Genomic DNA, 15,772 nt, shown 5'->3' on the forward strand with positions numbered 1-15,772 from the left:
TTAGAATCTAAAACTAAATTAAGTTTTTGGCAAACAAAACGGCATCCCGTGAACGGATGTCGTCTGCACATTTTAGGATGGCCAGTGCAAATTGTTCAATCCTTGCCTCCAATCGAAAACTCCCTCCACTTCTTTCTTTGCTTTCTGTTAGGCGTTTTAATTCACTAAACCAAATCTGAATGGTACCTTCTTCTTTTTTGCCACCGGTGACAAAGAGTCCTTCTCTCCAGGCAAACACAGGTACCAGTTCTTTCATTTCCTCCTCATTTTGGCTAAAGGAATTTGCTTTTTCAATGAGGTTAAGTAACGGTGGCCAACGTACAATGGTATAGGGAAAAAGTTGTGGGTCATTTAAAAAGGCAATGCGGTAATTTTCGATTCCTTCTTTTTCTTTTCCCGTCATCACTTGGGATTCTGCAAGGTAATACAGGAGGACAGGCGATTGTTTGTTCCCACCATATAATAGAACTTCAATTGCCATCGAATAGTCTTGGATTTTGATGAGACTACGGGCAAGGTCACCTAATAACTCTTTGTCGAGAGCATTTGATCCTTCCCATTGGTAAGCAAGTTTGAGATGGTCTCTTGCTTCTTTTAAGATACAATCTTGTGTGACAATAAAACTGTCTGTGTTTTGAAATCCACGTTTTCGCACTTCCGTTTCAAAATCAGAAAAAAGTTGGAGCAGTAATTTTCCCCGTTCTTTTCCTTCCCTAGTTTTTAAAATGAGGTCGAGTCTGTGGTCCCAAAAACTGGCGATATAAAAACCACTGATGGTGGCAATGTCCTCGGGATCACGATCCAGAAGTACAGAAAAGATAGATTTAGCAGTTTGAAACTCACCATTTCCAAGATAGGTGAGTGCTTCTTCCGACTTCTGGATCATAAGAGATTAGTGTTGGCTTTTTTTGTCGTGGTGTTTGCTTGTTTGGGAGATGATTTTGTCTTCTAAACCATCGATACAAACATAAATGTCTTTGTCTTGGTTGTGTGCGTTAAAATTATTTCCATCAGCGTGTAACTTGAGGTTAGCGTTGATTTCTCCGTGGATGGCTTCAAAGGAAACTTCACAAGAGACAACTTTTTGTACGAATTTTGTCACTCGTTCTAGTTTTTCGTCTGCATATTTTTCAGCAGCTTCGGATCGGTCTAAGTGTTTCCAAGTATAATTGATTTTCATAGTTTGTCCCAATTTGGTATGGAATGATTGTATTTTGGAAAAAAAGCTAACGTCAAATAAAAAAGAATTGAAGGTGGGTGTTTCGAGGCATACTCCTTGTATGCATGGCAGAGGAAGAAAAGAAAGAGAAAGCCGCCAAAAAAAAAGCGGCTAAAAAAAAATCGGCATCTCCTGCAAAACCTAAGGCAAAAAATGAATCCAAGATCCTTTCCAAACAAGAACTCGTAAAACCACCGAGTGAAACTCGATCTTTACCACCAAACAAACTTCCTAAAATTTACAATGATTCCAAATATACAAAACATCCCAGTTACCCAACCGAAGATTTAATTAAGGTACTAGTTCGGTCGCCGAAAGAAGCGTTTGTCTTTTGGAAATTTTCAGAAAACACCTTGGAACGAATGACCAAAGAATTGGAAGTGCAAACTACCGATGTTCTAAAGTTTCGTTTGAAAGTAGAATACCAAAACGTCTTTGGAAGTGATCGTGTAGAATGGTACGACCTTCCTCCCTTTACAGAATCCTATTATCTGAAGTTTATGTTTCCTGTGAAAATGATCCAATGTACCATTTTTGTTTCTTATTTAGAAAAAGAAATTCCTTCCTTACATTCCACAGGGAAAGACTTACCACTTGGCACTGAGTCCTTTCGATTGGACAAAGAGTGGATCCACCCTGAATGGATTCGTGCGGGGCTTGTGACACAAAGTCCGAGTGGTGAATTTTACTTTCGAGAAACAAACGCAAGTGGTTATTATGTAAATCCAAGAAACAAACAAACTAACCAAGATTCGTTGCCAAATGAAAATTTTCCTTTTGCCAATGGGTCGGGTTCTGGAAAGGGAATTCTTTGATGCATCATTCGATCAAGGGACATTTGGTTTTTGTATTACATGCTCACCTACCATTTGTTAGACACCCTGGTTATGACACTCCTTTTATTGAAGAAAATTGGTTAAACGAAGCCATTCTCGAAACCTATATCCCTCTCATCCGAGTGTTTCGAAATTTAAAAAAGGAATCAGTCCGGTTTCGGATTACAATGTCGTTTACTCCGACTCTTTCTCAAATGTTAGTGGATCCGTACTTACAAAATCAATTTCGTAAGTACATCAAAAACCTAATCTCACTTGCAAACCATGAAACCAAACGAACAAAAACGGATCCTCATTTACACTATTTAGCAACTCGGTATTTGGAACATTTTTTAGATACAGAATCCATCTTCGAAGAGACAAACGGAGATTTGACGAAATTGTTTTTGCCGTTTATCGAATCGGGTGAACTCGAAGCGATGACAAGCCCTGCCACTCATGCGTTTTTACCATTTTATGATTCGGAAAAGTCGGTGTTTCGTTCCCAATTGAAAAATGGAAGAAGGACCTTTCGTAGGATCTGGGGTAGGGACCCAAAAGGGATTTGGCTTTCTGAATGTGGTTACACGGAAAACTTAGAAGAGGAACTCGATCGTGAGGGTTTTCGTTATTTTTTTGTGGACACACATGGCATTACCCATGCAAGCCCAAGGCCTAAGTTTGGAGTGTATGCACCTGTGGAAGTGGGGTATGGTGTTTTTGCGTTTGGCCGAGACCCTGAGAGTAGCAAACAGGTATGGAGTTCAATTGATGGTTACCCTGGGGACTTCCGTTACCGTGAATACTATCGTGATATTGGACATGACCTTCCTTGGGAAGAGATATCACCTTACCTTCATTCAAATGGAATCCGCATCAATACCAGTATCAAATACTATCGCATCACAGGAAAAACCCAGGACAAAGGATACTACCACCCTGATTGGGCAATGGAGGCAGCGGGAAACCATGCCGAAGATTTTTTACGAAATCGAATCAAACAAGCGGAACATCTGTATGCGATGAACAAACAACCGTCAGTCGTCGTTTCTCCATATGACGCAGAGTTATATGGTCACTGGTGGTATGAAGGCCCACAGTTCATTGAATTTTTATTCAAAAATATCCATTTCAACCAAAACACCATCCAACTTTCCCATCCTCTAGAAGCGGCACGAGCATTACCGAGGGTACAATCGGTGGAGATGAAGATGTCCAGTTGGGGGGAAAATGGGTATGGTGATGTTTGGCTGAATGTTACCAATGATTGGATTTATCCCCTCATCCTTGACCTAAGCATTCGGATGCACAAACGGGTTCATGAATTTGGATCGGGTACAGAAACTCAAATCCGCATCCTAAAACAAATGGGAAGGGAACTCCTCCTTTTGCAAAGTAGTGACTGGGCCTTTATCATGAAAACGGGAACCATGGTGGAGTATGCCATCCGTCGTACCAATGTACACACCAATTTGTTTCTCACTCTCGAGGCCATGCTCACAGGTCCCGTAGACCTGACCACACTCGAGGCTGCCGAAGCCGAAAATAATGCTTTCCCAGACATCAGACCCGAAGATTTTCGCTAGAATCATTCTAAAAGAAATTGCCGAGAGAAACTAGGTTTTGGAAACTGGAAGAGATCGGAGGGTATGTATGACGAATTTTTACCGTTTTCCCTTAGTTCTCATCGCTTTGTTCGTTTTGGCAAATGTTGTGTTCTGCCAATGGAACCACCGCGAAACCCAAGAAGGAGTTTTCCGTATGGATGATTCGGTCATTCGGTATGTGGAAACTCTGGAACGAGCTGATAAAGCCGAGGTGACCCGAAAACCATCTGGATTCGGCCAAGGCATTTTATAGAACAAAACGATCGTAGGTCCACCCGCAAAAAAAATCTGTTTTTAGCGGGTTTTTGAATCTTTTACCAAAGGGAAAAATCAAATCACTTCGGTTTGAAGTCCACGTTATCCCAATAATCCTTTCCATAATCAAAAAAGATTTCTTCGCCCTCTTTGATGGTTTTTAAGACTTTGAATCTTGCTGTTTTCCAACGAACAGATGTGATGAGTTCTGCATTGGGTTTGGAAGAGTGGTTGATATAACGAGTGTAATTTGACTCGCGTCCTTCTCCATAAATCCACCAATCTTTACAGATCCAAAGTAGGTATTTTGAATCTACATATTTGTTGGATTCCGCTTGTTCATCGGTAATGATTTTACCCATGTAATAACCAACGGTATCCCCTTTGTATAATGTTTGTTTGGTGAAAAGTCCCATACCAATATTGGGAACAGAAGACGGTTTTACGATAAAATCCTTTTCGGTGTACACAACCGGTTTTCTTTTTTTGGCCTTCTTAACAGATTTCTTTTTCTTCATTTTCATCCTATATGACATAAGAGGAAAACAATTCTCGCTTGTAAAGTCATTGGTATTTAAGATTCACTATGTCCGACTCCGAACTTAAAAAGTAAGAGGGGGGCCTATGAAACGGGAACCACAAAAACAAACGGATGACAAATCCAATGTTGTGAATTTGGCCATTTACAGAGCCAAAAAGGCACTGGAACGAGATGGTTTTGAAGTCGTGGAAAATCCGGATGGCAAAATTACCCTCGTCATTCGTCTTGCGAAATAACCCCTCTTTTGGAACTTGGATACATGACAGCTTTATTGGAAGGCACACGAATTGGAAACGGACAAAAACATTGTGTCATCGTTTCCAAGTTCAATGAATTCATTACCGAGTCCCTCTTAAAAGGGGCAAAAGACGCTTACAGACAACATGGGGTAGCGGACTCTGATGTGACCGTCATCTATGTTCCAGGAGCATTTGAGCTCCCACAAACTGTCAAACGTGTCTTACAATCTAAAAAATACCAATTCTCTGCCATCGTATGCCTAGGTGCCGTGATCCGAGGAGCTACTTCTCACTATGACTTAGTGTCTGGGGAAGCAGCAAAAGTAGGATCCGTAGCAGATGGATCCGTTCCTGTGATTTTTGGTGTCATCACCACAGAATCCATCGAACAAGCCATTGAACGAGCAGGGACCAAAGCGGGAAACAAAGGATACGAAGCAGCAACTACAGCCATTGAAATGGCAAATCTTTTCAAAGAGATCGGATGAGTTCTAGACACCGTGGGCGTAGCCTTGCCCTCATGTGCCTCTACCAAATTGATTTAGTGGGAACAGACCCCGATCGTGCCATGAAATTCGATTGGTACGACAAAAAAATCACCCGCGAAGAAAAGGATTATGCTGTCTTTCTTGTGAAAGGAGTGGTCGAAAATCGAAAAGCGATCGATACTCTAATTAAGAAGTATTCGGAGAATTGGGAACTTTCGCGTATTTCCGTTGTCAATCGTTGTATTTTACGTTTATCCATCCTGAGTTTGCAAAAGGAACCTTTCCTTGCAGCACCCGTTGTCATCAATGAGGCGGTCGAACTCACAAAGGAATTTGAAACGGACGAATCAGCACAATTCATCAACGGACTACTCGATGCCTTCTATAAGAAGGAGATCTTAACAAAAGAGTCCCACTAACAAAAGAAATGGATCCTATCCAAAAAAACCGCTTTCGCATTGAGGAACAAACCTCCAAGCCAAGTTATTACCAGGAAGATCCATACTTAAGGAACCTGGGAAAAGAGAAAGAGACTACTTACGAATCAGAAACAACCGTAAGGCGACCAGTATTATCGTTTTTGTTTTGGTCGTTTCTCGTTTTACTCATCCTTGGTTTTTTAACTGCCGCTTACTGGTGGTATTTGCAAAAAAAACAAAATCCTGAAGAAATTGCCAAAGTCCTAAAAGACCTTCCTACAGACAAAAAAGCACTGAACCTACTTGTGGATAAACCGTATCTGCCAGATGATTCGGTGAATCCAAAACTAGCAGCTTGTCTCAATGCCTATCACAACCGTTATGTGAACCGAGTTGGCACTGTTTGTGAAGAGTTTCTCAATTCCCCCGGCAGTGACGAAGACAAATCCATCGCTCTCACTGTACTTGGGGTGATGTATGATGAAGCAGGGCGTTACATCAATGCCATTGAACGATTGGAAAAAGCCATCCAATACGATTCCAAAAACTATTTTGCCTTTTATAATTTGTCCCTCGCTTTCAAACACGCAGGGAAATTTGAAGAAGCAAGGCGTGCCGCCCAGCGTGCCAAAGAAATTGCACCTAACGACTACCGTGTGGCACTCTTACAAGGAAACTTGTTCCAAGAAATTGGAGACCCGACAAGTGCGATTGAAGCCTATAAAGAAGGGCAGGCGCTTGCCCCAAGTGATGTGACACTTACCTATAACCTTGCGATTAGTTACTTAAAACAAGGCAATATTGCCGAAGCCATCTCTGAGTTCCAAAAAGTAGTACAAACAGCACCGAATTCCCAAACAGCCGTTTTGTCCTATGGCCACCTGGGTACCATCTTTTACCAAAGAGAAGACTACGACCGTGCGGAGTATTATTTCCGAGAAGTGATCCGTTTGAAAACGGGAGATGCCAAAGCTTACTATAATCTTGGTTTGGTGTATCTAAAGAAAAAAGTCCCTGAAGAGGCGGCCAAATACTTCCAAAAGGCACTTGATTCGAATGCCAACGAACCAGATGTGTATCGTTACATTGCCGATGCGTTTTTGTCCATGGGACAAACCAATATGGCGATCACCGCATTAAAAAAAGCACTTCTCTTAAAACCATCGGATGTGGACTCTCTGTTTGCGTTAGCCGAGCTCTATTACAAAAAGGGTGAACTCGTGGAAGCAGAAAGCCTATTCCGTAGGATCATCCGCCTGACGCCAGGGGATACCTATTCCGAAACGGCGTATGTGAATTTAGGAATCATCTTAGATGAAATGGAACGGTATTCGGAAAGTATCTCTGCATTTGAAGGAGCCCTTGCTTTAAATCCTAAAAACCAAGCTGCGTATTATAATTTGGGTCTTTCCTATTTACATGCCGGAAAACCTACGATGGCGATTGAGTCTTTGCGGAAATCCCAAGCACTTGATCCCAATCATGTCCCCTCAAGACTTGCCATAGCCGATTATTATTTAGAAAATCGTTTTTATTCTGAAGCCATTTCCGAATACGAGGAAGCCATTGCTTGGAAACCGGAACTGTTTGAAGCAAGGTTAAAACTTGCAGATGTTTACATCCAAACCAAAAATTATCCTGCCGCCGAAAAGATGTTAGTGTATGTTTTGGAAAATGCCAAAGACCCTAAAGAAATCAAACTAGCACACAGAAAACTGGCTTTGAGTTATGCAAACAGTGGAAACTCTGGGCTTTCGAGAAAGGCAAAAGAAGAAGCCTTTCGTGCCACACACATTGATCCAGAGGATATGGAATCAAGGTTAGTACTTGCCAAAATTCTCATTGATTCAGGTTCCCTTGTGGATAGAGAAAAAGCAATTGAAGAGTTAACCGTCATCACTCGTTCGGATGTCACACCCACCATTTCCTCTAAAGCCCATAATTATTTGGGTGTTTGTTATTTTAAAAATGGGGAATTCAAACGAGCCCTCTCTAGTTTCCAAACTGCGATTGATTTAAATCCAAGTTTATCAGAAGCCTATGAAAACAAACGAGCAGCTCGTGCCCAATATGAAAAATCTTTGGAATCCAAAAAGAGAACCTTTTATTGAGTTTGTTTGATTTTATCCCCCATCGTAAATTCCCAGAATATTACGAAATATGCCGTCGCACAGGTGTTTTGCGATTTCTTCCCGCAAAACAAAGAGAATACGGGGATAGTTATTTTATGGAAGAATACATGGCACAATACAAAAAGTCTTATTACGAAGACGAATCAAACCTACGTGCCATGGCAAAACGTAGGCTCGCAAACTTGGCAAAGTTAGTTCCTCTCGCTCCTCAAGAAAACGTTGACCCTTGTGTGAGAAAACCGTTTCCAAACCAAACACTACTGGAGATTGGATCGGCCGCTGGATTTTTTTTAGACGAAGCAAGGATTGCCGGATTCCAAACGAAAGGCCTTGAACTTTCACCAAAAGAAGTGGAATATTCGAGGAACACTCTGGGTCTGGAGGTAGAAAGGCGGTCCGTACTTTCTGTGGAAGAGAGCGAATGGAAAGAATCCTTCTCTGTGATTTCTGCCTTTTTTGTGATCGAACACATTCAGGACATCGATGGGATTTGGAAAAGGTTGCAGACCTGGATACGACCCGGTGGGTTTTTGTATCTGGCGGTTCCTTCCAGTTTTGGGCCAAGTTTTGAAACCAATCCCAAGGAATGGTTTATGACCCATCCTTCTGACCACTTTTTTGACTACTCAGTCCACTCCCTGAAAAAACTCTTGTCAATCCTTGGCTTTGACGTGAACTATGTTAGACCTATGTCGTATCACTCCTACCGGGATTTAGGCCTCCGAGGCAAACTCCCAGAATGGCTGTATCGGCTATACGCAAACCAATTTGCCTATGGTGATACCATCGAACTGATTGCCAGAAAAAGAACACACTGAAATCCAATATGAAATTTAACGAATTACCTTTCCACGAGTCTCTAAAGAAAGCCCTAGACAAAATCGGTTACATAGAGCTCACACCCATCCAAGCCAAATCCATCCCGTTCGCCATGGAAGGTAACGACCTCACAGGTCTTGCCCAAACTGGAACAGGAAAAACGATGGCCTTTTTACTTCCCACTTTGCATAGACTTCTTTCTGCAGAGGAAGAGGAAGCACTTCCGTATGCACTTGTCCTTGCACCGACGAGAGAACTCACAATCCAAATCGCAGAAGAAGCAAAAAAATTACTCGAGTTCACAGACTTTGGTGTGGCCACCATCATCGGAGGGACTGATTACAAATCCCAAGAACAAGCCCTTGGAAACAAAGCTTGTATCATCGTGGCAACCCCTGGACGACTCATTGACTTTGTGAAAAACCATGGACTCTCCTTGGAAAACATCAAAGTGGTGATCCTGGATGAAGCGGACAGAATGTTCGATATGGGTTTTGTCCAAGACCTAAAATACATCTTCCACAAATGTAAAAACAGAAAACAATCCCTTCTTTTTAGTGCCACACTCAGTTACGAAGTGGTTCGACTCGCTAGCCGGTATTTGAACGAACCCATTGAAGTACACATCAACCCGGAAAAAGTCATCACAGAGCGGATCGACCAAACTCTCTTACATTTGGGAAGAGAAGAAAAACTTCCATACCTCGTCAATTCCTTGTTAAACTATCCAATCGAAGGCCTTGGCATCATTTTTACCAACTACAAAATGAATATCCCAAAGATCGTATCTGTCTTACGTAAATATGGAATTACGGCAACAGGACTTTCCTCAGAACTGGACCAGAAAAAACGAATTCGTCTCCTACGTGATTTTAAAGCAGGTAAGTACAAATACCTAATCGCAACCGATGTTGCTTCTCGTGGGATTGACATCGAAAACATAGATGTGGTTTATAATTATGACCTGCCTCAAGATGCAGAAAACTATGTACACCGCATTGGTCGTACAGCACGTGCGGGGAGAAAAGGCCAATCCATTGGATTTTGTTCCGAAACGGATTATACAGAACTCGAACGCATTGAAAAGTATCTCAACTCGAAAATCCCTGTGGGTGAAATCCGTGAGGAATACTTAGAATTCCCAGCGGGTGAATTCACTCCTGTGTTTGCCGATGAAGTGATCCCTGGTGAAAAAAAATACCAAGACCGCGAACGAGGTGGTAGGGGTGGAAAACCAAGACGAGGAGACCAGTCTGGCCGAGGGGACCGCAGAGAACATGGTGGAGAGAGAGGCGAACACCGGTCAGGTGACAGAAATCGCCATAAAGGAAAATCGGGTGGACACCCACCGGCAAAAATGTCTCATCCCGATGGCCATAACCATGGGCACCCAAGTGATCACAAACACCCAGCGAAGATGACCCACCATGAATTCAAACATGGCCACCAAACAAAAGATGGAAAAGGCAAACCCGGGCATAAGAAAAACCAACATGGGAAATCCTTTCAAAAGAATGACCCAAGACGGAATCTCTTCGATATCAACGAAGTGAAACAATCCAAAAAACAGAAACAATCGATTTGGAAACGAATCCTTTCATTTTTCAAAAAAGATTAATCCTTTTTTTACTGATTGTTTTCCCATGTCTCGTAAATGCAGAAGTCACAAAACTTCCGCTTTACGGGAAAGGGAATTATGTTGGTTTTTCTGATTTAAAAACCATTTTACCTGAACTTTCAACCAAACTTAAAAAATACACCAATGTTGGTTCCATTTATACACCACAAGGGAATATCCAATTTCGGATTGGCAGTAGTTTTTATACTTTGGATGGTAAAATTTATAAAATACCAAAAGCCATTTTAAAAAAGGAAGAAGAAGTTTACCTTCCTCTCGACTTAGTGGAAGCAATTTTACTCAATTTAATTGCTTATGATGTTCGTTACCAATTCAAAGAAACGGAACTCATTGTCCTTGTGCCAAAGGAGACCATCCCCAAACGTAACTTAGGTGTGAAAGCCATCATCATTGATGCAGGTCATGGGGGAAAGGATCCTGGGACTTCTGATACCACTGGGTATTTTGAAAAAGAGGTAAGCCTTGGTGTTGCTCGTTATACTTATTTGTACTTACGGAAGTATTACCCTGAAATTCGGGTGGAGATGGTGCGTAAAGACGATCGTTTTGTGGAACTAGAAGATCGTTCTAAATTTGCCAATCGTGTTTTGTCTGATACAAGAGATGTGATTTTTATCAGTTTCCATTGTAATGCCTCTCTTTCCGAAAAGGCAGCTGGATTTGAAGTGTATTACCTTTCGCAAAGTCCAAGTACAGAAAACGCAAGGGAAACGGCCCTCATCGAAAATCGATATATTGGAAAACACAAAAATCCAGTGGTTTCGCAGATCCAGTCCCAGATGTTATCGAGTGTGACCCAAAGGCGTTCTAAAAAATTAGCAGATTCGGTTGCAGACCAATACGAAAAATCCCTTAGCCCTGAAATTCCCTCCCGTGGAGTGAAAAAGGCAGATTTTTCCGTCTTGCGAGGAAGCCTTATGCCTGCTGTACTTGTGGAAATGGGGTATCTCACAAACCCTGAAGAAAGTAAAAAACTACGAGATAAAACCTTCCAAAAGAAAATTGCTCGGAGTGTGATTAAAGGAATTCATGAATACGCATCTGCAAAAGATTAAAGAGTTACTTAAGAACTATTGGGAATTTTTAAAAACCATATCCATTCGGTTTTATAAAATTGGAACAGGGGAAACCAAACTCACACGTGATTTTATTTTTTTATTTGGTTCTTGGTTTAGTTTACTTTTGTTTTTTAGTTTTTTCATCTTAGCAGAACAAAATCCATTCCGATTGCTCGTTCCTTTCCAGTTGTATTCCTATCCTTCGTTCGACCATAGGGAACCCATCATCATTTATATTTCTAATGGAGAAGGGGAACAAATTCCCATCCACAGAAAGGTATTAAAACAAGAGGAACCAACTGCTCTCATTTACCAAATTGTTGGTGAGGTGGGAGCACCACCATATTTTGATTCAGTGGAGGCGTTGGCAAAAGATGGGAAACTGTTTTCCCCCAAAAAACTTTTGGACATTCGTTTTGCGATCAAACAATCTTGGTTTCTCAATCAAAATCAAAAATTGGTAATTGATTGGAATACAAATCGATTAGAGTCCATCATGGAAAAATACCGATTACCTCGTACCAAATCAGAAGATGATTCAGCCGATGCCGATGAAGAAAATTCTAATGCACCAGTTGACACCATCACTTATTATACAGGTGGAACGGAAACTGGTCCTAAAGAATCGGAAGAAGTATTAAACAAACGAAGGATCCAAGCAATGGATTTAACCTTGCGTGCGTTAAACGCAAGTCTTTTTGAAAACTTCAAAGAAATCAAATCCATTGAACATAAATTTTCAGGTGAATTACCTTCAAAATATAACTTTGAAACTATGGCCAATGGATTACAGAATCAATGATAAAGGATTGAATTCTAAAGTAAGGGTCAGAAAAAAATATTTAGTTTTGTAATTTTATCCTTAAATAGTTAGGATAATTTGAGTTTTTTAAAAATTTCTTTGATATCTGAAATTCGAACTGGTTTGAGTATAAAGTCATCTAATTTGATTTTGAAATTTTCTGAAATCTTGAAAACATCTGCAGACATGATAATGATGGGAGGAGGATTTTTTAATTTTTCTTGAATCAGTCTAGTGCATTCAATTCCATCAATCACAGGCATATGTATGTCCATTAAAATGAAATCAAATTTTTCTCTCATGGCAAGTTCTAATCCAACCTTACCATTTTCTGCTGTTTTGGTTGAGATATTAAATTTATTTAAAATTTTCTCTGCAAATTGTTGGTTCAGTAAATTATCCTCAACTATGAGTGCTTTGTAACTATTTTTTAATTTAAAAAAATCAAGATTAGAATCGTTTTTAGACTCGGATTTATTATCCATTATTCCTTTGATCAATTCATACAAGGATTTCATGCGAATTGGTTTTGAAATCATATTGTCGAAGGAATATTTTGGTTGAGTTAGGTTTTGGATATCTTGTGAAGTAACAAGAATCATATTGATTTCTGTGTTATGTATTGTTTTTAGCACTGATGCTAATTCTATTACGGAATTTTCGGGTAATGATGAATCTATGATGACGAGATCGGGTTTTTTGTTTTTAGTTTCGTCGATCGCTTTTTTTGGGTCATTGTAAATTTTTGTTTTTATCTGCCAATAATTTAGCATATATTTGAAAACTTTTTGATTCCTTCTGTTATCGGTAATGACTAAACAATCTTTGTTTGGAAAGTTAATTGTTTCTCGACTTATATACTCTAAGTCTTGTATTTCGGCTTCCTTTAGTGGGATTTTAAAAGAAAATGTACTACCTATGTTTTCCTCACTTTTAAACCAAATTTGCCCATCCATAAGTTCAATAATTTTATAGCTGATGGCAAGTCCAAGACCTGTACCTTCGAATTTTTTTGTAATCGATGAATCAACTTGAACAAACGCATCAAATAGATTGTTTTGTTTTGTTTCATTGATTCCAATGCCATTATCCTTAATAGAGAATTGTAGAAATTTTGAATTTTCTTTAAATGTGGTTTTTAATGTTAATTGGATTTCTCCATTGGTTTTAGAGAATTTGATTGCATTGCCAATCAAATTGATCACCAACTGCTTTAATCTTTTTTCATCGGTTATAATTAAACCTGGTACTTTGTTGCTAATATAACAGTTTATATCAATTTTTTTATCAGCAAGTTTATATTCAAAAATTTTTAAACAATCGGATATACAATCTCTAATGTCAAGATTCTCTTTAAAAAGACTCACTTTCCCTGAATCTAACTTCGAGAAGTCAAGAATGTCGTTGATAATGGACAATAATAGATCGGAACTTAATTTCATCCCTCGAACATATTCTCTTTGTTCATTTGTCAATTCGGTGAGAGAGATGAGTTCTGCCATTCCTACTACTCCATTCATAGGAGTTCTGATCTCATGGCTCATATTGGCAAGGAACTCGGACTTAGATTTTTCACTTTCAATTGCTCGTTTGGTCTCTTCCTTCAGTTTTTGATTCAATTCCTCAAGTTCAAGAACTCTTGATTTAATTTCAGATTCTAACCTTTCATTCGTTTTTTCTAAGAATATTTTACTTTTACTACTGTCTGTGATATCTTTTGAGAATATGATGGCACCTTGTGGAATAGGCTGTAAGTCTAATTCATAATATGTGGTATTACCGTTTGGTAATGTAAATTCATTGGTTACTTTTTCGGGCATTTTTGTTATGATCGTTTTTTCGATGGCTTTGAATATATCTGAATTTTCTATACCTGGGAAAACTTTAGACATATGTTGATTTAATAATTGGTTTTCTTGCATATTGATTTCACGAAGGAGAACTTTATTTAGATATAGATAACGAAGTTCATGGCTAATCACTTGTACGCCAAAACTTAGGTCGTCCATAAATCGAAAATTTTCTAAATCTACCATTCTGTATTCATCTGCAAAAATTAAGTTGTGATACACCATAGGACGTAGTTGTTTGAAGTTTTTTTTGAATATGGATCAAAATTTGTAAAACAAATGCAATAAATTATTTAAGAAAGTTATTAAATAGAGATGTATTGGTTTTAAGAGACTAGGATAGATAAGATTTAATAAACTTTATGATTGTTTGTACTAGTTATATTCATTCAAGATCAGAATGTACTTAGATAAGAATATAGAATCCTTTAGTCCTCTCGTGATAAAGGAAATTGTAGAAACAGACCATAAGGAAAGAAGTGAGTTTTCGATCATACAAATCCTGTTCGAACGGAACCACGGATAGGTTTTGACACAAATCAGGGTTTTCCCTTTAGAATTTCTCCCTTTTTCAAAAATTGCTCATGGAAAATGGAGAAATTCCGATGATCGTATTGGGAAAAATAGAATTTTTTTTTAAAAAAAATAAAACGCTAAAGTAGCCAAAAAATGCTAAAAAATAGCAATTAACCTTAAAATACTCCAAAAATATCCCAATTTCTTCGAATTAATTTCTTATATCCAAGTACCGACATACTAAGGGAATAAATAGAGATTTTAGGCACCAATGGGGCCTGAAAGCCAGACACAAAAAAAAGCGAGAGAAGGGATTCTCTCGTTTGCCAGATCAAGTTTCAAGGAGGAAACCAATGATCATAAACCACAATTTAGCCGCGATCAACTCACATCGCGTCCTCAAGTTCCAAAACGAGGAAGTTTCCAAGAATATGGAAAAACTATCCTCTGGTATGCGAATCAACCGAGCAGGTGATGATGCATCAGGCCTTGCCGTTTCGGAAAAAATGAGAACGCAAGTGAATGGTCTTAGACAAGCAGAACGAAATACCGAAGACGGTATGAGCCTTATCCAAACAACGGAAGGGTATTTACAAGAATCGAATGATATCATTCAAAGAATTCGAACTCTTGCAATTCAATCGTCTAACGGTATTTATACTGAAGAAGATCGACAAATGATCCAAGTCGAAGTTTCACAACTTATCGATGAAGTGGACAGAATTGCTTCTCAAGCAGAATTCAATAAAATGAATTTGCTTCAAGGTGATTTTGCTCGTGGATCTAGAGCAACTTCCATGTGGTTCCATATTGGACCAAACATGCACCAAAGAGAAAGAGTGTTCATTGCTACAATGACTGCACGTTCACTCAATCTTAAAGGTCAAAGTGGAGAACTCTTATCTTTATCAACTGCTGATAAGTCAAATGATGCGATCGGAACTTTGGATGCTGCGTTAACACGTATTAGCAAACAAAGAGCAAACTTAGGTGCTTACTTTAACCGTCTTGAGCATACTGCAAAAGGGCTCATGAACGCTTATGAGAATACCCAAGCTTCCGAGTCTAGGATCCGTGATGCGGATATGGCAGAAGAAACTGTGGCTTTCACAAAGAACCAGATTTTAGTTCAATCTGGAACTGCTATGTTAGCTCAAGCGAATGTTCGTCCACAAGGAGTTCTTTCTCTCCTTCGTTAACATACGTTAACGAAGAGAGTGGTTAGTGTAACTGAAGAGTTGTAATTAGATAATCAGCCGGCTTTCCCCTGCCAGGTGGCAAAATGAAAGCTCATCCTTGACACCGGACAGGGATTGTCCGGCTAAGAACGAAATACATACCGTTCTTGGTAATACACAAAGGAGTGTAGGCCA

16 protein-coding genes are annotated in these 15,772 nt (G+C 39.5%); 12 read left to right on the top strand and 4 right to left on the bottom strand.

Going from position 1 to position 15,772, the window contains the following annotated elements; translation table 11 throughout:
- Window positions 1-13 precede the first annotated feature (13 nt).
- A complete protein-coding gene (locus tag CH354_RS15335; RefSeq protein ID WP_100727274.1) occupies window positions 14-886 on the bottom strand; it encodes a tetratricopeptide repeat protein in 873 nt (290 codons plus the stop codon).
- 6 nt (window positions 887-892) lie between these two features.
- Window positions 893-1,180 (bottom strand): ribosome hibernation-promoting factor, HPF/YfiA family, encoded by a 288-nt coding sequence (gene hpf / locus CH354_RS15340; RefSeq protein WP_100719583.1) that lies wholly within the window; start codon window positions 1,178-1,180, stop codon window positions 893-895.
- Window positions 1,181-1,284: 104 nt separating this feature from the next.
- Here hpf and CH354_RS15345 point away from each other — a divergent pair, with 104 nt between their 5' ends.
- From CH354_RS15345 to CH354_RS15355, 3 genes are all read left to right on the top strand, one after another.
- Window positions 1,285-2,034 carry a hypothetical protein gene (locus CH354_RS15345; protein WP_100766529.1) on the top strand — a complete coding sequence of 250 codons (750 nt, stop codon included), beginning with the start codon at window positions 1,285-1,287 and terminating at the stop codon, window positions 2,032-2,034.
- Window positions 2,034-3,620 carry a glycoside hydrolase family 57 protein gene (locus tag CH354_RS15350; RefSeq protein WP_100766530.1) on the top strand — a complete coding sequence of 529 codons (1,587 nt, stop codon included), beginning with the start codon at window positions 2,034-2,036 and terminating at the stop codon, window positions 3,618-3,620. The genes CH354_RS15345 and CH354_RS15350 overlap by 1 nt, the downstream gene beginning before the upstream one ends.
- A 67-nt stretch (window positions 3,621-3,687) precedes the next feature.
- A complete protein-coding gene (locus tag CH354_RS15355) occupies window positions 3,688-3,894 on the top strand; it encodes a hypothetical protein (RefSeq protein WP_100719586.1) in 207 nt (68 codons plus the stop codon).
- Window positions 3,895-3,976: 82 nt separating this feature from the next.
- Here the strand turns inward: CH354_RS15355 and CH354_RS15360 are convergent, their stop codons facing one another.
- A complete protein-coding gene (locus CH354_RS15360; RefSeq protein WP_174705010.1) occupies window positions 3,977-4,420 on the bottom strand; it encodes an SET domain-containing protein in 444 nt (147 codons plus the stop codon).
- 100 nt (window positions 4,421-4,520) lie between these two features.
- On the opposite strand from CH354_RS15360, the gene CH354_RS18375 reads away from it, so the two are divergent.
- The 8 genes from CH354_RS18375 to CH354_RS15395 are packed head-to-tail and all read left to right on the top strand — an operon-like array spanning window position 4,521 to window position 12,033.
- A complete protein-coding gene (locus CH354_RS18375) occupies window positions 4,521-4,673 on the top strand; it encodes a hypothetical protein (protein WP_165780354.1) in 153 nt (50 codons plus the stop codon).
- Between the two features lie 23 nt (window positions 4,674-4,696).
- On the top strand, window positions 4,697-5,164 hold the full coding sequence (ribH, locus tag CH354_RS15365) for a 6,7-dimethyl-8-ribityllumazine synthase (RefSeq protein ID WP_100719588.1): 468 nt from the start codon (window positions 4,697-4,699) through the stop codon (window positions 5,162-5,164).
- Window positions 5,161-5,583, top strand: coding sequence for a transcription antitermination factor NusB (gene nusB / locus CH354_RS15370; protein ID WP_100719589.1), 423 nt, complete (start codon window positions 5,161-5,163; stop codon window positions 5,581-5,583). Before ribH ends, nusB begins: the two co-directional genes overlap by 4 nt.
- A gap of 8 nt (window positions 5,584-5,591) precedes the next feature.
- A complete protein-coding gene (locus tag CH354_RS15375) occupies window positions 5,592-7,694 on the top strand; it encodes a tetratricopeptide repeat protein (protein WP_100766531.1) in 2,103 nt (700 codons plus the stop codon).
- Window positions 7,691-8,533, top strand: coding sequence for a class I SAM-dependent methyltransferase (locus CH354_RS15380; protein ID WP_100727270.1), 843 nt, complete (start codon window positions 7,691-7,693; stop codon window positions 8,531-8,533). The genes CH354_RS15375 and CH354_RS15380 overlap by 4 nt, the downstream gene beginning before the upstream one ends.
- Before the next feature lie 8 nt (window positions 8,534-8,541).
- Window positions 8,542-10,152: a DEAD/DEAH box helicase gene (locus CH354_RS15385; RefSeq protein WP_100727269.1), complete on the top strand. Its 1,611-nt coding sequence runs from the start codon at window positions 8,542-8,544 to the stop codon at window positions 10,150-10,152.
- Window positions 10,116-11,228, top strand: coding sequence for an N-acetylmuramoyl-L-alanine amidase family protein (locus CH354_RS15390; RefSeq protein WP_165780353.1), 1,113 nt, complete (start codon window positions 10,116-10,118; stop codon window positions 11,226-11,228). The genes CH354_RS15385 and CH354_RS15390 overlap by 37 nt, the downstream gene beginning before the upstream one ends.
- Window positions 11,203-12,033, top strand: a complete 831-nt coding sequence (locus tag CH354_RS15395; protein WP_100727268.1) for an LIC_10740 family protein — start codon at window positions 11,203-11,205, stop codon at window positions 12,031-12,033. The genes CH354_RS15390 and CH354_RS15395 overlap by 26 nt, the downstream gene beginning before the upstream one ends.
- 68 nt (window positions 12,034-12,101) lie before the next feature.
- Here the strand turns inward: CH354_RS15395 and CH354_RS15400 are convergent, their stop codons facing one another.
- Entirely contained in the window at window positions 12,102-14,069 is a 1,968-nt protein-coding gene (locus CH354_RS15400; protein WP_165780352.1) for a response regulator, read from the bottom strand.
- Between the two features lie 683 nt (window positions 14,070-14,752).
- Between CH354_RS15400 and CH354_RS15405 the strand changes: the two genes are divergently transcribed.
- Window positions 14,753-15,598 carry a flagellin N-terminal helical domain-containing protein gene (locus CH354_RS15405; protein WP_100727266.1) on the top strand — a complete coding sequence of 282 codons (846 nt, stop codon included), beginning with the start codon at window positions 14,753-14,755 and terminating at the stop codon, window positions 15,596-15,598.
- Window positions 15,599-15,772: the final 174 nt, after the last annotated feature.

It is taken from the genome of Leptospira levettii (assembly GCF_002812085.1).
In the GTDB taxonomy this organism is placed as follows: domain Bacteria; phylum Spirochaetota; class Leptospiria; order Leptospirales; family Leptospiraceae; genus Leptospira_A; species Leptospira_A levettii.